The following is a 17,074-nucleotide window of genomic DNA, read 5'->3' as shown; positions in this document are numbered from 1 at the left end:
CGCCCCCGACATCAACAAGGAGAAGGACACACATGAACGACAAGATACTGCTCGCCGTGAACGGCACGCTGATGCGTGGCCTCGGGCTGAACCACAACATGCTGGCGGCGAAGGGCGAATTCGTGCGCGAGGATCGCACGGACGCGTGCTATCGCATCTGGACCATCAACGATCGTCATCCCGGCATGTTGCGCGTGAAGAGCGGCGGCGTGGCCGTATCGCTGGAAGTCTGGGAATTGCCGATGGCCAATCTCGGCGCGCTCTTGCTCAGCGAACCGGCGGGTCTTTCGATCGGTAAGGTCGTGCTCGCGGACGGCAGCGAAGTGCTCGGCGTCCTCGCCGAACCGTGGCTCGTCGAAGGACAGAAGGAGATCACGGCATCCGGCGGATGGCGCGAATACACCGGCCACCACTACACGCCCTGAATGGAATCGGCATCAGCAAAGGAACTGTCATGAGTCAATCGAAAGAGAGCCGGGTCAGCGCTTCGCCCGGCACTGCGCCGGGCTATCGCATCGCGATGATCCTGCTTGGCATCGCCGTCACGCCGGTGTTGCTGTCGTCGTCGAGTCTCGGCAATCAGATGTCGAACGGCGATCTGATCAAGGTCGTCGGGATCGGCAGCCTGATCCTCGCGATTCTCGCGTCGATCACGATCTCGGTCGGCGAGAAAGCACGGCTGCCGACCTACGGCATCGTGAAGTATCCGTTCGGCGAGAAAGGCGCGATCGCCATCAACGTGCTGCTCGCGGTCAGCCTGTTCGGATGGATCGCGGTGACGGCCAACATGTTCGGCCACTCGGTCGCCGACCTGCTCGCGCAACATGGCGTGAACGTGCCCGCGCCGCTGCTCGTCGCGATCGGCTGCGTGATCTTCGTCGCGTCCACCGCGTTCGGCTTCGAAGTGCTCGGCAAGGTGGCGCAGTTCGCCGTGCCGGTCATCGCGTTGATGATGTGCTATATCGTGCGCGTCGCGCTCAATGGCCAGGCGCCTGCCGTCGATGCGATCGCCGGCATGCCGATGGGCGTCGCGGTATCGACGGTCGTCGGCACGATCATCGTGCTGGTCGCGACCTTGCCCGACTTCGGCAGCTTCACGCATAACCGCAAACACGCGGTCGGCGGCGCGCTGCTCACGTTCCTGATCGCCTATCCGCTGCTGTACTGGGCGGGCGCGACGCCGAGCGTGCTCACGGGCAAGAGCTCGCTGCTCACCGCGATGGCCGTGTTCGGCGCGACCTTGCCGGCCGCCTTGCTGCTGATCTTCGCGACGGTCACGGGCAACGCGGGCAACATGTTCCAGGGCACGCTCGTCACATCGACGCTCATCACGCGCTTTCCGAAGTGGCAGATCACGGTTGCGCTCGGCGTGCTGGCGGCGATCGTCGTCAGCATGAACATCATGTCGTGGTTCATTCCGTTCCTGCTGTTCCTCGGCATCGCGACGCCCCCCGTCGCGGGCATCTATATCGCGGACTTCGTGATGTATCGGCGCAACGGGTATGATGCTGCCGCGCCAGCGCGCGAACCGCAGATCAAGATCATGACCTTCGTCGCGTGGATTCTCGGATCGCTCACGGGTTTCGCGACGGTGAACGGCATGTTCACGGTCACGTCGATTCCCTCACTCGATTCGATTCTCGTTGCGTGCATCGGCTACATGATCCTGAGCCGGTTCGCGCAGGCGAGCGGCACTGTCAAGCCCAGCGGGCACTGACGCAACGATGTGAGCGAAGCGCACGGTGTTCATCGCGCGCTTCGCTCATGTGGCAGGACAAATACTCATGTGGAAGCAGGCTCGATGTTCACTTCGGACGAAAGCATTCGGATAGTCCGGTTGGTTGCGCAGTATCAAAGCATCACGGCGGCCGCGGAACGGCTGAACAAGGTTCCGTCGGCGATCAGTTACACCGTCAGGAAGCTCGAGGAATCGTTCGGCGCGAAGCTGTTCGAGCGCCGCGGTTGCTATATCCGGCTCACCGAGGCGGGCGAATACTTCATCGCGCACAGCAAGGCGATTCTCGACGATCTGCAGGCGCTCAAATGCAATCTCGCCATCGTTCAGGGGGGCATCGAGCCCGAGCTCACCGTGGCCGTCAACAACATCGTGCCGCGCGACGCGATCATCCAGTTCTTGTGCGATCTGGAAGATGCGTATCCGACGACGCGCGTCACGATCCAGCAGGAGGTGTACAACGGCTGCTGGGACGCGCTCTATGCAAGCAAGGCGGATATCGTCGTCGGCGCGCCGCATTTCGTGCCGAAGACCGACGGCATCACGAGCGTCGCGCTCGGCCATCTCGCGTGGGACTTTCTCGTGGGCGCCGATCATCCGCTCGCGGATGCGCCGCATATCCTGCAAAGCGCGGAGTTGCGGAAGTATCCGGCGGTCTGCATCAAGGACACGTCGATCGATTTCGATCCGATGCATGCGTGGCTTCTGGAAGGGCAGAAGCCGATCTTCGTTCCCGACTTTTCGATGGCCGTGAGAATCATCGCGCGCAATGTCGCGATCGGCTATGTGCCCACGCATATCCGCGCGGCATTCGGCGACGCCGGGCTCGTCAGTAAGTCGATTCAGGAGCAGAAGCACGCGACGCGGCTCTTCCTCGCGCATCGTTCGGATGGCGTCGGCAAGGTGCGGGCATGGTGCGTCGACTATCTGATGCGACCGGAATTCAGGGCGTGGTTGTGCGGCGATGCTCCGCAGCAGGGAAGCGCAAGGTGAATTCGATCCACCCGTCCGGCGTGGATTCGGCGGATGCGACGCCGCCATGCAGCCGCATGATCGCCTGAACGATCGACAAGCCGAGTCCGCTCGATTCCGTGAACTCGCTGCGCGCCGCGTCGCCGCGATAAAAGCGGTCGAACAGCTTCGCGAGCTCTTCCTTCTCGATGTGCGCGCCGCGATTGCCCACGACGATGCTCGCGCCTTGTTCATCCGCGTAACCGCGCAGCCGGACCACGGTGCCCGCCGTCGCATAACGCACCGCATTCACGACGACATTGCCGATCGCCCTGCGGCACATGATTGCATTCGCAAGCATTTCGCCTTCGGCCTGGATATCGAACGTGATGCGGCGTTCATCGGCGATGCCTTCGAAGTAAGCGCCGATCGTCTCGAGCGCTTCGCGGATATCGAGCCGCTCCCGTTCGATCTGTTGCTGCTCATGATCCGCCTGCGCGAGAAAGAGAATGTTCTGCGCGATGCGCGCGAGGCGCTCCAGTTCTTCCAGATTCGATTCGAGCACGCTGCGATACTCCGCGACGCTGCGCTCGTGCGCGAGCGTGACCTGCGTTTGACCGACCAACACGCCGATCGGCGTGCGCAGTTCATGCGCGAGATCGGCGGAGAACTGCACCAGACGCTCGTAGCCGTGTTCGAGCCGGTCGAGCATCGCATTGAACGACGCCGCGAGGCTTTGCAATTCGGCGGGCGCATGGGCGACGTCGAGCCGCGCGGACAATCGGTTCGGCGTGATTTCGGCGGCTTTATCGGCCATCAGTTTGAGCGGCATGAGTCCGCGGCTCGTGACCCAGTAAGCGAGCAGCAACGTCACGAGCACCGCGCCGATCACGTTGATCCATACGCGCTTCAGATACGCCGACAACACGATCGCTTCCTGCGTCATCACATGCGCGGCGATGATCTCGACGACCTCGCCGTTCTCGCCGATGCGCGCCTGCGCGCCGACCCAGCGCATCCGCACGCCGTCCGCGCGCGAGCCTTCGTACAGGTCATCGAGTCCGATGGCGCGCGTCACAGGCACGACATCGAGCGGCGGCAACGGCATCTTCTCCGGATTGACGTAGATGAAAGGCCCCGAGCCCGCGCGTCGGAAGAGGATGACGTCCTGACGATCGCCTAGCATCGTTTCGAAGAGCCGAGGTCGCGCTTCGATTTCCTTGATCGTGTAGAGATCGTGCAGAAGCGAGCGGAAATGCTCGACGCGCGCGATCAGCTGGTAATCCGCGCGCGTGGACAGCGCGCGATTCGTCGCGTGATAGAGCGATGCGCCGATCATGCCGACGACGATGCACACGATCACCGCAAACGACAACGCGATACGTACCGCAAGCGAGCGCGATGGCCGGTTCAAGGATTCTCCCCGAACGAATAGCCGATGCTGCGCACCGTATGAATGAGCTTCAGATCGAATGGATTGTCGATCTTCGCGCGCAGCCGCTTCACCGCGACGTCGACGACATTGGTGTCGCTGTCGAAGTTCATGTCCCACACTTCCGATGCGATCAGGGTGCGCGACAGCGCCTCGCCCTGATGCTTGCAAAAGAGATGCAGCAGCGCGAATTCCTTGTTCGTGAGCACGATGTCGATGCCCTTGCGCGTCACCTTGCGACGCAGCACATCCACATGAAGATCCGCGATCTGGAACGTATCGGATTCGCGCATCACGCCGCGTCTGAGCAGCGTGCGAATGCGCAAGACGAGTTCGGTGAAAGAGAAGGGCTTGACGAGATAATCGTCCGCGCCGAGTTCGAGTCCGTGAATGCGGTCCGTCACGTGATCGCGTGCGGTGAGAAAAATGACAGGCAAGTCACGTTTCGCGCGCAAGGCCGACATCACCTGCCAGCCGTCGATGCCCGGCAGCATCACGTCGAGCACGATCAGTTCGTAGGAATTCGCGAGCGCCTGGTGCAGACCGTCCGTGCCGTTGCGAACGAGCTCGACCTGATAGCCGGACTCGATGAGCCCTTTCTTCAGGTAGTCGCCTGTCTTGCGGTCGTCTTCGATAACGAGGATGGTCATGCTCGCACTGCATTCGATGGATTGCCGACATTCTAGCCAGAGCGCGCGCGACGCTCGCAAAGATGACAAAAAAGTCATCGAGAGGTCATCGATCGATCAGCGGCGCGTCGCTACCATGCCCTCGAAATCTCAACGACTCGCGAGGCTCGACGACGTGCAAATCCAACCGTTATGGCTGCGCATCACGCACTGGCTCAACGCGTTCGCCGTGTTGATCATGGTGACGAGCGGCTGGCAGATCTACAACGCATCGCCGATTTTCAAATCGCTGACCTTCTCGTCCGCGATCACGCTCGGCGGCTGGCTCGGCGGCGCGCTGCAATGGCATTTCGCGGCGATGTGGCTGCTGGTCGCGAATTTTATCGTGTACGTCGCGATGAATCTCTTCACCGGACGCCTGCGCCGCCGCATGTTTCCGCTCTCCATCAAGAGCATTTTCACCGACGCCTTCGCCGCGCTACGCGGCAAGCTCGGTCACGACGATCTCACGCATTACAACGCGGTGCAGAAGTTCGCGTATCTCGCGGTGATCGTGGACATCGCGATCGTGATCCTGTCTGGACTCGCGGTGTGGAAGTCGGTGCAGTTTCCCTTGCTTCGCACGTTGATGGGCGGTTACGACAACGCTCGCATCGTGCATTTCTTCGGCATGAGTTTTCTCGTGGCGTTCTTCGTCGTGCACGTCGCGATGGTCGCGCTCGTGCCGCGCTCGCTCGTGCTGATGATCCGAGGTCGCTAACACATGTCGCTCAAGCTATTCAAATCGAGACCCGACGCTGAACTCATCATCAAGGATGCCGCGAAGGAACTGAAGGCGCCGGCGCGCCGTTTGTTCGGCAAGCGCATTCTTTCGCTGGGCGGCCTCGCGATGCTGTCGGGCTGCAACATCACCGACGACAAATCGGTCAACGCGATGCTGCGCCGCATTTCATCCTTCAACGACGACATGCAGGCGTTGCTATTCGACCCGAACCAGCTCGCGCCGACTTATCCCGACTCGATGATCACGCGGCCGTTTCCGTTCAACGCGTTCTATGACATCGATGAAGTGCCCGAAGTCGATCCATCGACATACAAGCTGGAGATTGGCGGCCTCGTCAAAGGCAAGCGTGTGTGGACGCTCGACGAACTGCACGCGATGCCGCAGGAAAGCCAGGTGACACGGCATATCTGTATCGAAGGCTGGAGTGCGATCGGCAAGTGGGGCGGCGTGCGATTCGCGCAAATCCTCGCGCGTGCAGGCGCCGATACGAGCGCGAAATACGTGGCCTTTCATTGCGCCGACAACTACTCGACGAGCATCGACATGCCGACCGCGCTGCACGCGCAGACGCTGCTCACGCTCACCTACGACGGCCAGATTTTGCCGGCGAAGTACGGCTTCCCGATGAAGCTGCGCATGCCGACCAAGCTCGGTTACAAGAATCCGAAGCACATCGTCGCGATCACTGTGACGAACGATTATCCCGGCGGCTATTGGGAGAACCAGGGCTACAACTGGTTCGGCGGTTCCTGAAGCCTTTGCTTTCATCACCAGAAGGAGATTGCATGTCGATTCGACTCAAACTTGGCGTCAGCATCGTGACGCTCGCACTCGCATCCGCGGCTCTTGCTCAGACGCCCGCCGCGAAACCCGCGCGCATTCGCGGCGATATCGTGTCGCTGTCGGGCGATACGCTGACCGTTCATCGACGCAGCGGCGACACCGTGAAGATCGCCGTCAAGGCAGATACGCCCGTCACCGCGCTGAAGAACATCAAGCTGCAGGACATCAAGCCGGGCTCGTTCGTCGGCACGGCTGCGACCACCGGCACCGACGGCAAGCTCACCGCGACCGAGGTACTCGTGTTCCCGGAAGCCGCGCGCGGCACAGGCGAAGGCCACTATGAATGGGATCTCGGACCGAAGAGCTCGATGACCAACGCGAACGTCGATCAGGTCGTGCAAGGCACGAGCGGCCGCGATCTGAAGCTCTCGTACAAGGGCGGCGCGAACTCGGTGACCGTACCGGAGAACGTGCCCGTTGTGACGTTTGCCCCCGCGACGCACGATGACCTGAAGCCCGGAAAGAAAGTGTTCGTCGTCGCGACTCCGGCTGGTTCGGACTTCGCGGCGCAACGCATCGTCGTGGAGAAGGATGGCGTCGCGCCGCCGATGTAAGCGTCACCTTCGATAAAGTCCCTGCACGCGCCCGCCGATCATCGATCGCGGGCGTTTGTCATTCCAGCGTCGTGCGTATATGCCTCACGCTCGACACCGTGTCGTCGAAACGCGCGTTGCCGAGCTTGCGCTTCATGCGCCGCGTGACCTCCGAGCTGACCGCGCCGATGCGCTTCATCATCGCGACCGCGGAATCGGTCGGATGAATGGCGGATTCGCGGCCATCGCGTTCAGTGGACCAGCGCTCGACGAGCCCCAGTTTCGCCAGTCCGTCGAGCGTGCGCGTGGCAGTGGGGCGCGTGATCGCGAGTGCATCGGCAAGCGTGCCTTGAAGCTGCCCGGGATGCTCGACAACCGCGCGCAACATGAACGCCTGCGACGGCGTGAGTCCGAACGGCTTGAACGCTTTGGCCCATTCGCGTTCGAGTGCGCGCGCGAGTGCGGTGGTGTTGAAATAAAGGCATTGGTCGAACATACGGGTCACCGTCGTGTCATGTAATTCGATCTGCAACTATCGATTGAACGTAGCGCGCGTCAGCAGATTTTACGTGGCCGCGATACCATGGCCGTCTGCGTCATATGGTCCGGCGCAAGCAACATTGGCCACGCCACTCTCAAGGAGACATGCATGAGCAACACTCGTTCCGACCTTCCCGCTTATCCGAATACCCGGCTTTATATCGACGGCGCGTGGCGCGACGGTTCGCGCGACACGGCCGTCATCAATCCGGCGAACGAAGCGGAGATCGGCCGTCTCGCGCTCGCGGGCGAAGCCGAGCTTTCGCTCGCCGCCGACGCCGCCGCGCGCGGTTTCAAGGAATGGCGCAAGGTTTCGCCCTACGAGCGCAGCAAGCTGATGCGTCGCGCGGCGCAGAACATTCGCGAGCGTGCGGAACAGATCGCCGCCATCATGACGATGGAGCAGGGCAAGCCGTTCGGCGAGGCGCGCATCGAAACGCTGTCGGCAGCGGACATCATCGAATGGTTCGCGGAAGAAGGGCGCCGCACGTATGGCCGCGTGATTCCGTCGCGAACGGATGCCGTGCGCCAGATCGTGACGCGTGAGCCGGTCGGTCCGGTCGCCGCGTTCACGCCGTGGAATTTCCCTATCAATCAGGCGGTGCGCAAGGTATCGGCCGCGCTCGCGTCGGGTTGCTCGGTCGTGCTCAAAGGCCCCGAGGAAACGCCCGCAAGCTGCGCGGCGCTCGTGCAGGCATATGCCGATGCGGGCCTGCCCGCCGGCGTGCTGAATCTCGTCTTCGGCGTGCCCGCCGATGTCTCGAAGTATCTGATCGCGCATCCCGCGATCCGCAAGATTTCGTTCACCGGTTCGACGCCGGTCGGCAAGCTGCTTGCGTCGCTCGCGGGCGAGCACATGAAGCGCGTGACGATGGAACTAGGTGGCCACGCGCCGGCCATCGTGTTCAAAGACGCCGACATCCCCCGCGCCGCGAAGATGCTCGCATCGGCGAAATTCCGCAACGCGGGTCAGGTCTGCATCTCGCCGACGCGCTTTCTCGTCGAAGAATCCGCGTATGACGAGTTCGTGCAGCACTTCGTCGCCACCGCGAGCGCGGTGAAAGTGGGCAACGGTCTCGACGATGGCGTTCAGATGGGTCCGCTCGCGAACGGCCGCCGCCTCGAAGCGATGGAACGCCTCGTCGCCGATGCGCGCGAGCACGGCGCGAAGGTGTTGACGGGCGGCGAGCGCATCGGCCGCGAAGGCTACTTCTTCGCGCCGACCGTGCTGACCGATGTGCCGCTCTCCGCGCGCATCATGACCGAAGAGCCGTTTGGCCCGATCGCGCCGATCGCATCGTTCAAGTCGTATGACGAAGTGATCGCCGAGGCCAATCGCCTGCCTTATGGGCTTGCCGCTTACGCTTACACGAGCTCTGCGGCGACGTCAGCGGCGGTGTCGGACGATATCGAAAGCGGCATGCTCTCGATCAATCACCACGGCCTCGCATTGCCGGAGACGCCGTTCGGCGGGGTCAAGGATTCGGGCTACGGCTCGGAAGGCGGCAGCGAAGCGATGGAAGCGTATCTCGTCACGAAGTTCGTGACGGAGCATCGTTGATTCGCAAGTCGGTAGGTTAGTTGGACGGCGGCCCTTCGACGGGCCGCTTTCCTTGATGATCCGATAGTTCGGATGACGAATGAGCGCGGTATGAATCGTCATCGAACAAAGCTACAGGAGCCAGCAAGTGACGCAATCGAAACAACCGACGATCGCAATTCTCGGCGCAGGCAGCATGGGATCGGCCATTGGCCGTACCTTCACGCAAGGCGGTGCGCGCGTGCTGACATCGCTCGAAGGACGCAGCGCGGCGAGCGCAGCGCGTGCGCGCGAAGCCAGCATGGAAGATGCAAGCCTCGACGATCTCGTGGCGTGCGACTTCATTCTGTCGATCGTGCCGCCCTCGGTCGCTGTCGATACCGCGCAGCGCCTCGCTCCTCTGTTCGAACGCGCGAGCGCGCAGCCCGTCTACATCGACTGCAATGCGATCAATCCCGCTACCGTCGGCCAGATCGAGCGCGCGCTCGAACCGACGCGCACGCCGTTCGTCGATGCATCGATCATCGGTCAGCCATCGGCGCCGAAGTTCTACATGTCGGGACCGCATGCAAAGCGCACTCAGCTACTCGCCGATCATGGTCTCGTCGTGCGCGTGCTCGACGGCCCGAACGGCGCCGCATCCGCGCTCAAGATGTCGTATGCGGGCATCACGAAAGGGCTGACGGCGCTCGGCTCGGCGATGGCGCTCGCCGCGATGCGCAACGGCGCGGGCGATGCGCTTCTCAGCGAACTCGCGGCGAGCCAGCCCGCGCTTGCCGCGTGGCTCGCGGGCAATGTGCCGCGCATGCCGCCGAAGGCCTATCGCTGGGTCGCGGAGATGGAAGAGATCGCGGAGTTCGTCGGCGACGAGTTCGCGGAGCATCGCATCTACGAAGGCGCGGCCGGACTTTACGCGCGGCTTGCGAAAGACAAGGACGCGACGGACGCGCTCGAACGTTTCTTCAGCGAACGTCGTTAAGCGCGCGCGGCCGCGGTTTCCGTCATGTACTCGAAGAAGCGCGCCGCGCGCCGGTCGCCCGCATAGGCCGAATTGATGCGCACCCACGCACACGCCTCGCCGTTCGGGCGGTAATAGCTGCCCGGCGCGAGCGTGACGCCGAACTTCACGGCTTCGTCGACGAGCACGGATGAATCGTCGATGCCTGGCACTTTCGCCCATACGAAGTTGCCGCCGCTCGGCTCGTCGAACACGTCCCATCCATAGCCTTCGAGCGTTTGCACCGCGCTCGACAGCGAATCGCGCACGCGCTTGCGCAAGCGCTCCAGATACTTGCGATACGTGCCGCGCTCCAGCAGGCCCGCCGCGACGCTTTCGGCGAAGCGCGTGCCGCCGAGGCTCGTCAGCACCTTTACGTCGACGAGATTCTTCACGAGCTCGCGATTCGCCGCGAGATAGCCGATGCGCAGCGACGACGACAAGGTCTTCGACAAGCCGCCCACATAGATCACGCGATCGAGCTGATCGAGCGATGCCAGCCGTTGCGTCGGCACGGCCTGGAAGTCGGCGTAGATATCGTCCTCGACGATGGAAAAGCCGTGCTGGGTCGCGAGTTGCAGCAGCTTGAACGCGACTTGCGGCGCGACGTTCGTCGCAGTCGGATTCTGGAACACGGTGTTGATGAAGAAAAGCTTCGGCTGATGCTGCTTCAGCAGTTCTTCCGCGACGTCGATGTCGGGTCCGTTCGCGAGCCGCGGCACGCCGACGAGCCGCACGCCCTGCAGCTTCAGGAGCCCGAAGAGATTGTAGTAACCGGGATCCTCGACGAAGACCGTATCGCCCGGCTTCAGCATGTAGCGCACGACGAGATCGAGCGCCTGGCTCGCGCCGTTCGTGATCATCACGTTGGGAAGATCGGCGTCGATGCCGAGCGCGTTGATCCGCATCGTGACTTGCTGACGCAAATCGGTGTCGCCGTGGGGAATCGCGTAATCGATCACGCTCGATACGTCGGTGCGCGACGCCTGACGGATCGCCTGCGTCAGGCCGTCCACATCGCGCCATGCCTCGGGAATGAAGCCGCTCGACAACTTCAGCGTCTCGCCGGGATAGTTGAACTGCTGGAGGATCTGGTTCGATTCCTCTTCGGCCAGACGCGGATCGCAATTGCCCGCGTTGCTGTCGCGTTCATCGACGTGATTCGCCACATAGAACCCGGAGCCGTGCTTCGGCTGAATGAGCCCGCGCGACGCGAGACGGTCGTAAGCCTCGATCACCGGAAAGCGGCTGATGCGCTGCTCGGCGGCAAGCTGACGAATCGACGGCAGCTTCGCGCCCGCGAGCACGCGGCGCGAGCGGATCATCGCTTCGATCTGACTGACGATCTGTTCGGTCAGCGGCACGCCGGTGCCGCTGTCGATGTGAAGCGGAAGTGCATTCATGATGTCTGAAACTGTTCAGTGATTTGCTGTGAACAGTTCGAGTTCGCTGTTCGCCAGTGTCGTCTTGCCATTCGAACGCATCCGAAAACCCGCGTCAAGACTGGCCGAATGGCTAGCTAGAGTGTTTTAAAGTGTCAGATCGATGCGAACTGTTCGGTCAATTTGGCTTAACAGTTTCGGTCAAACTGTTCACAAGTGTTCATTCAAGCTGTTCGCAATCGGTCGAATAATAGGATCAACGGCTGCTCTTGCATCTCTGTCGGGCGGCCTTTCAGTTACGCGATCTGAAGGAGCGGCATCATGCGTGAAATCCGGACATTCGAACTCGACGGGCGCGATGCGCCTACGCGCTGGGTGATCGATCGGCCCCAAACGCTGCGCGTGACGCGCGGGCAAATCTGGCTGACCATCGAAGGCGGCGCCGACGATTACTGGCTGGACGCGGGCGCGTCCGTCGAACTGAAGCCTTACACGACGATCTGGGTCAGCGGGACGACGGACGCCAGCTGGTTCTCGATGTCGTCCGATTCGACGCGGGCGGGCGCGCGTCGCCTGAGGGAGATGGTGCGCGCGTTGTTCGCCCGCCGGACGACGTGGCCGCGCATCGCGATCTCCAAAGCGTAGGGAGCCAAAGAAGGGCGAAAAAAAACCCGGCCGTGGCCGGGTCCAATGTTCCCGCGCTCTTTCGAGCGCGGTCACCTGCAAAACTGCTTGAGCCTTTTACGCCGCGAGCAGCGAGCGCAGCACGAACGGCAGAATTCCGCCGTGCTTGTAGTAGTCGACTTCGATCGGCGTATCGATACGCAGCAGCACCTGCACGCGATCGTCCTTGCCGTCCTTGCGATGGATCACGAGCGTGACTTCCTGTTGCGGCTTGAAGTCGTCGCCGAGACCTTCGATGTCGTACGTCTCTTCGCCGGTGATGTTCAGCGACTGCACGCTGTCCGAGCCCTTGAACTGCAGCGGCAGCACGCCCATGCCGACGAGGTTCGAGCGATGGATACGCTCGAAGCTGCGCGCGACCACGGCCTTTACGCCGAGCAGTTGCGTGCCTTTCGCCGCCCAGTCGCGCGACGAACCCGTGCCGTACTCTTCGCCCGCGAACACGATGGTCGGCGTATTGGCGGCGATGTACTTCATCGCTGCGTCGTAGATGGACAGTTGCTCGCCGCTCGGCTGATGAATCGTCAGGCCGCCCTCGACGCGCGTGCCGTCGGCCTTCGCCGGGATCATCAAATTCTTGATGCGGACGTTCGCGAAGGTGCCGCGCATCATCACGTCGTGATTGCCGCGACGCGAGCCGTAGCTGTTGAAGTCGGCCTTTTGCACGCCGTTCGCCTTCAGCCACACGCCCGCCGGCGAGGTTTCCTTGATCGAGCCGGCCGGGCTGATGTGGTCGGTCGTCACGGAATCGCCGAAGATGCCGAGCGCGCGCGCGCCCTTGACCGGGGGAATCGAATCGGCCGGCTTCATCGAGAATTCGCTGCCGAAGAACGGCGGCTCGGCGATGTACGTCGACTTCGGCCAGTCATAGACCTGGCCGCTTTCGCCCGCGATCTTGCTCCACAGGTCGCCTTCCTTCGTGAGCTGAGAGTAGTTCTCGCGGAACGCCTTCGCGTCGAGCGCGAACTTGAGCAGCGCATGAACTTCGTCGCTCGTCGGCCAGATGTCGCCGAGATAGATGTCGCGGCCGTCCGTGCCCTTGCCGACCGGCTCGGTCATCAGATCGCGCGTGATGTTGCCAGCGATCGCGTAGGCCACGACGAGCGGCGGCGAGGCCAGGAAGTTCGCGCGGATGTTCGGGTGAATGCGCGCCTCGAAGTTGCGGTTGCCCGACAGCACGGCTGCCGCGACGACGTCGTTCTTCGTGATGGCATCGTTCAGTTCGGGCGTCAGATCGCCCGCATTGCCGATACACGTCGTGCAACCGTACGCGGCGAGCGTGAAGCCGAGCTTGTCGAGATAGGGCAGGAGGCCCGTCTTCGTCAGATATTCGGTGACGATGCGCGATCCCGGCGCGAGCGACGTCTTGATGTGCGGCGCGACCGTCAGACCCGCTTCGACGGCCTTCTTCGCCAGCAAGCCGGCGGCGAGCAGCACGCTCGGGTTCGACGTGTTCGTGCACGACGTGATCGCGGCGATCAGCACGTCGCCGTTCTTGAGATTCACGCCGTCGGCCGTCGTGTAGTTCGCTTCGAGCTCGGCGGCCTTCTTGTTGAAGCCGTTTTCGCCCACCGGCTTCGAGAACAGGTCGATGAACGTGCTCTTCACATTGCCGATTTCGATGCGGTCTTGCGGACGCTTCGGACCAGCCAGCGACGGCGCGACCGTGCCCAGATCGAGCGTGAGCGTCTTGGTGTAGTCGATTTCGCCGGCCTTCGGCACGCCCCACAGCTTCTGCGCCTTGAAATACTGCTCGAACGCGGCGATTTCGGCGTCGGTGCGGCCCGTGCCCTTGAAGTAGTCGATGGTCTTTTCATCGACGGGGAAGAAGCCCATGGTCGCGCCGTACTCGGGCGCCATGTTGCCGATGGTCGCGCGATCCGGCACGCCGATCGACGCCGTGCCTTCGCCGAAGAACTCGACGAACTTGCCGACGACCTTCTCCTTGCGCAGCATTTCGGTGATGGTCAGCACGAGGTCGGTCGCCGTGCAGCCTTCGCGCAGCTTGCCCTTCAGCTCCACGCCGACGACGTCCGGCGTCAGGAAATACACCGGCTGGCCGAGCATGCCCGCTTCCGCTTCGATGCCGCCCACGCCCCAGCCGACCACGCCGATGCCGTTGATCATCGTCGTGTGCGAGTCGGTGCCGACGAGCGTGTCCGGATAGTAGACGCCGTCCTTCTGATGCACGCCGCGCGCGAGGTATTCGAGGTTCACCTGGTGCACGATACCGATGCCGGGCGGCACGACCTTGAACGTGTCGAACGCCTGCATGCCCCACTTCATGAACTGGTAGCGCTCGTTGTTGCGCTGAAATTCCAGCTTCATGTTCAGATCGAGCGCGTTCGGCTCGCGGAAGTGATCGATCTGCACCGAGTGATCGACGACGAGATCCACCGGTACGAGCGGCTCGATCGCTTTCGGATCCTTGCCCGCGCGCTTCGCGACGCCGCGCATCGCGGCGATGTCGGCGAGCAGCGGCACGCCGGTGAAGTCCTGCAGCACGACACGCGCGACGACGAACGGAATTTCATCGACGCGAGCGGCATTCGGCTTCCAGTTCGCAAGCTGTTCGATGTGTTCTTCGGAAATCTTTTTGCCGTCGTAGTTGCGCAGCACCGATTCGAGCACCAGACGAATCGAAACCGGCAGACGCTGAATCTTGACCTTCAGCGCGTCGCCGAGTTGCGGCAGCGAGTAGAACTTGCCTTTGCCGGAACCGCTGTCGAATTCCTTGAGCGTGTTGTGGAGATTGTGGGCCATGGTTATTTTCCTTGGACTAAGACGAGGAAATTGCGCTGCTTAAATCACGTACAGATCGACATATTCATTGACCGGCATCGCTTCGAGCGTTGCCTGATCGAGCGATACCGCGAGGATCGCTTGCTGCTGCTTCTGCGGGAAACGGCGCGCCAGATTCGTCCTGAACTTCTCGACGAGCAGCGGTATGCCGTCCGCGCGACGACGCTTGTGACCGATCGGATAGTCCACTTCGACTTCGGCGAGCTTCGATCCGTCGTTGAATTCGACGGTCAATGCATTCGGGATCGAGCGCTTGTCCGGATCGAAATAGTCCTTCGTGAACTGCGGGTCTTCCACGCATTCCATCTTCGCGCGCAGCACGTCGATGCGCGGGTCCTGCGCGACGGAATCTTCGTAATCGGCCGCGGTGAGGCGGCCGTGAATCAGCGGCACCGCGACCATGTACTGAATGCAGTGATCGCGGTCCGCGGGGTTGTCGAGCGGCCCCTTCTTGTCGATGATGCGCAGCGCGGCTTCGTGCGTGCGAATCGTGATCTTGCGGATGTCATCGACGGATTTGCCGGCTTGCTTGAGCTCGCCGTGCAGCGTCATTGCCGCTTCGACGGCCGTTTGCGCATGGAATTCCGCGGGAAACGAAATTTTGAACAGCACGTTCTCCATCACATACGAGCCGTACGGACGCTGGAACGCGAACGCGTTGCCCTTGAAGAGCACGTCGTAAAAGCCCCATGTTTCAGCGGTCAAAACCGACGGATAACCCATCTCGCCGGTCTTCGCGATCAGCGCGAGGCGCACGGCGCGCGAGGTTGCATCGCCCGCTGCCCACGACTTGCGCGAGCCCGTGTTCGGCGCGTGGCGATACGTGCGCAACGCGTGACCATCGACGAAGGCGAGCGACACCGCGTTGACGAGTTCGTCGCGCGTGAGGCCGATCATCTGCCCGACGACCGCGGTGGAGGCCACTTTGACGAGCAAAACGTGATCGAGACCGACCTTGTTGAACGAATTCTCGAGCGCGATGCAGCCTTGAATTTCGTGCGCCTTGACCATCGCGATCAAAACGTCTTTCATGACGAGCGGCTTCTTGCCTGACGCGATCGCGTTGCGCGAAAGCCAGTCCGCCGTGGCGAGGATGCCGCCGAGGTTATCCGACGGATGACCCCATTCGGCGGCAAGCCACGTATCGTTGAAATCGAGCCAGCGGATCATTGCGCCGATGTTGAAGGCGGCCTGAACCGGGTCGAGTTGAAACTGGGTGCCTGGCACCTTCGCACCGTTGGGGACGATCGTGCCCGGCACGATCGGTCCCAGCAGCTTGGTGCAGGCGGGGTACGAAAGGGCTTCGAGTCCGCAGCCGAGCGTGTCGATCAGGCAGTTGCGCGCCGTTTCGAGCGCAAGCGTGCTGTCGACACTGTAGTCGAGCACGTAGTCGACTATTTCGACGAGTACCTTGTCCGGCTCGGGCCGGACATTGGAAATCGGTGCGGACATCGAGGGATTCCTGATTTAAGTGCCGAGCTAACTTACTCCGCGTTCTTGATCAGCGCGTTCGATTGGGTCGGCGCTGCGCCGCCCGCTGCCATTTCGGGCGTCATGCACTCGTCGGCGAGGCGCGACGAGTCCTTGTCCGAGAACAGCATTGCTTTGGTCGGGATCACGACGAGATCCATGCCCGATGCCGAATCGTGGAAACGATCCGCACCGGTCGTCGTGTCCTGACGCGGCAGCTTGTAATCCTTCTTGGCCCAGTTCACGGTGACGATTGCGTCACGCTTCATGTCGCCTTTCAGGTAGAAAGCGTTGCCGTCCTTGCACGACCACTTCACTGCACCTTCGGGAATCGGATCAACCTTGGCCGCCGCGGCCGCTTCGGCCTTGGGACTGCGCTTGATCAGGCGGCGCGCCGGAGCGGGACGCTTGGCCGTGGTTTTGGCCTTGCTTGCATCGGTCGCGGTCGCAGCGAAGGCGTCGGCGCTGACGAAGACGCTCGTCGTAGCCAGCGTGCCGGCGATTGCAGCGATCAGAAGTTTGTTCATCGAAAAAAACCTTTCAAAAACATTGGGGTTGGATGGCGTTTGCCGCGCGGGGTGGATTTCCTCATCGTGAAATCCGATCGCGCAGTCCGCTATTTTCGCTTATTTATCGGGACGAACTTCAAATTCTCCGGACCGGTGTAATTCGCGCTCGGCCGGATGATCTTGTTGTCGATGCGTTGCTCGATGATGTGCGCGCTCCATCCCGACGTGCGCGAGATCACGAAG

17 protein-coding genes are annotated in these 17,074 nt (G+C 62.2%); 9 read left to right on the top strand and 8 right to left on the bottom strand.

What is annotated here, in order from left to right:
- Positions 1-32: 32 nt before the first annotated feature.
- From QCE49_RS24825 to QCE49_RS24815, 3 genes are all read left to right on the top strand, one after another.
- Positions 33-425 (top strand): hypothetical protein, encoded by a 393-nt coding sequence (locus QCE49_RS24825; protein ID WP_008354082.1) that lies wholly within the window; start codon positions 33-35, stop codon positions 423-425.
- Between the two features lie 29 nt (positions 426-454).
- Positions 455-1,717: a cytosine permease gene (locus QCE49_RS24820; RefSeq protein WP_309806552.1), complete on the top strand. Its 1,263-nt coding sequence runs from the start codon at positions 455-457 to the stop codon at positions 1,715-1,717.
- An 84-nt stretch (positions 1,718-1,801) separates the two neighbouring features.
- The gene (locus QCE49_RS24815; protein WP_008354080.1) at positions 1,802-2,728 is read left to right on the top strand and encodes a LysR substrate-binding domain-containing protein; all 927 of its coding nucleotides are present in this window, start codon (positions 1,802-1,804) and stop codon (positions 2,726-2,728) included.
- Here QCE49_RS24815 and QCE49_RS24810 read toward each other — a convergent pair.
- Positions 2,679-4,100, bottom strand: a complete 1,422-nt coding sequence (locus QCE49_RS24810) for a heavy metal sensor histidine kinase (RefSeq protein ID WP_008354078.1) — start codon at positions 4,098-4,100, stop codon at positions 2,679-2,681. The two genes, QCE49_RS24815 and QCE49_RS24810, sit on opposite strands and share 50 nt — an antisense overlap.
- Positions 4,097-4,768 (bottom strand): heavy metal response regulator transcription factor, encoded by a 672-nt coding sequence (locus tag QCE49_RS24805; protein ID WP_175982952.1) that lies wholly within the window; start codon positions 4,766-4,768, stop codon positions 4,097-4,099. The genes QCE49_RS24810 and QCE49_RS24805 overlap by 4 nt, the downstream gene beginning before the upstream one ends.
- A gap of 154 nt (positions 4,769-4,922) precedes the next feature.
- Here QCE49_RS24805 and QCE49_RS24800 point away from each other — a divergent pair, with 154 nt between their 5' ends.
- The 3 genes from QCE49_RS24800 to QCE49_RS24790 are packed head-to-tail and all read left to right on the top strand — an operon-like array spanning position 4,923 to position 6,928.
- Entirely contained in the window at positions 4,923-5,507 is a 585-nt protein-coding gene (locus QCE49_RS24800; protein WP_409017484.1) for a cytochrome b/b6 domain-containing protein, read from the top strand.
- 3 nt (positions 5,508-5,510) lie between these two features.
- Complete coding sequence (locus QCE49_RS24795) at positions 5,511-6,284, top strand: molybdopterin-dependent oxidoreductase (protein ID WP_250440360.1); 774 nt, start codon at positions 5,511-5,513, stop codon at positions 6,282-6,284.
- Between the two features lie 32 nt (positions 6,285-6,316).
- Positions 6,317-6,928: a hypothetical protein gene (locus tag QCE49_RS24790; protein ID WP_008354074.1), complete on the top strand. Its 612-nt coding sequence runs from the start codon at positions 6,317-6,319 to the stop codon at positions 6,926-6,928.
- Between the two features lie 58 nt (positions 6,929-6,986).
- On the opposite strand, the gene QCE49_RS24785 is transcribed toward QCE49_RS24790, so the two are convergent.
- Entirely contained in the window at positions 6,987-7,403 is a 417-nt protein-coding gene (locus tag QCE49_RS24785) for a MarR family winged helix-turn-helix transcriptional regulator (RefSeq protein WP_008354073.1), read from the bottom strand.
- A 153-nt stretch (positions 7,404-7,556) separates the two neighbouring features.
- On the opposite strand from QCE49_RS24785, the gene QCE49_RS24780 reads away from it, so the two are divergent.
- Positions 7,557-9,008 (top strand): NAD-dependent succinate-semialdehyde dehydrogenase, encoded by a 1,452-nt coding sequence (locus tag QCE49_RS24780; protein WP_008354071.1) that lies wholly within the window; start codon positions 7,557-7,559, stop codon positions 9,006-9,008.
- A 127-nt stretch (positions 9,009-9,135) separates the two neighbouring features.
- Positions 9,136-9,966 carry an NAD(P)-dependent oxidoreductase gene (locus tag QCE49_RS24775; RefSeq protein ID WP_008354070.1) on the top strand — a complete coding sequence of 277 codons (831 nt, stop codon included), beginning with the start codon at positions 9,136-9,138 and terminating at the stop codon, positions 9,964-9,966.
- Here QCE49_RS24775 and QCE49_RS24770 read toward each other — a convergent pair.
- The gene (locus QCE49_RS24770) at positions 9,963-11,387 is read right to left on the bottom strand and encodes a PLP-dependent aminotransferase family protein (RefSeq protein WP_175982956.1); all 1,425 of its coding nucleotides are present in this window, start codon (positions 11,385-11,387) and stop codon (positions 9,963-9,965) included. The two genes, QCE49_RS24775 and QCE49_RS24770, sit on opposite strands and share 4 nt — an antisense overlap.
- Positions 11,388-11,687: 300 nt before the next feature.
- Here QCE49_RS24770 and QCE49_RS24765 point away from each other — a divergent pair, with 300 nt between their 5' ends.
- Complete coding sequence (locus QCE49_RS24765; RefSeq protein ID WP_008354068.1) at positions 11,688-12,011, top strand: DUF2917 domain-containing protein; 324 nt, start codon at positions 11,688-11,690, stop codon at positions 12,009-12,011.
- A gap of 96 nt (positions 12,012-12,107) precedes the next feature.
- Here the strand turns inward: QCE49_RS24765 and acnA are convergent, their stop codons facing one another.
- The 4 genes from acnA to QCE49_RS24745 all read right to left on the bottom strand — a co-directional run.
- Positions 12,108-14,813, bottom strand: a complete 2,706-nt coding sequence (acnA, locus tag QCE49_RS24760; RefSeq protein WP_250459143.1) for an aconitate hydratase AcnA — start codon at positions 14,811-14,813, stop codon at positions 12,108-12,110.
- Between the two features lie 39 nt (positions 14,814-14,852).
- A complete protein-coding gene (locus QCE49_RS24755; RefSeq protein ID WP_250459141.1) occupies positions 14,853-16,304 on the bottom strand; it encodes a bifunctional 2-methylcitrate dehydratase/aconitate hydratase in 1,452 nt (483 codons plus the stop codon).
- Between the two features lie 32 nt (positions 16,305-16,336).
- Positions 16,337-16,849 carry a hypothetical protein gene (locus tag QCE49_RS24750; protein ID WP_008354065.1) on the bottom strand — a complete coding sequence of 171 codons (513 nt, stop codon included), beginning with the start codon at positions 16,847-16,849 and terminating at the stop codon, positions 16,337-16,339.
- 89 nt (positions 16,850-16,938) lie between these two features.
- Positions 16,939-17,074, bottom strand: a 136-nt coding sequence (locus tag QCE49_RS24745) for a citrate/2-methylcitrate synthase (RefSeq protein WP_309806707.1), incomplete at its 5' end; no start/stop codon positions are given.

Origin of the sequence: Caballeronia sp. LZ008 (assembly GCF_031451435.1) — a bacterium.
Lineage (GTDB): Bacteria > Pseudomonadota > Gammaproteobacteria > Burkholderiales > Burkholderiaceae > Caballeronia > Caballeronia zhejiangensis.
This window is presented reverse-complemented; position numbering and strand designations above follow the sequence as displayed.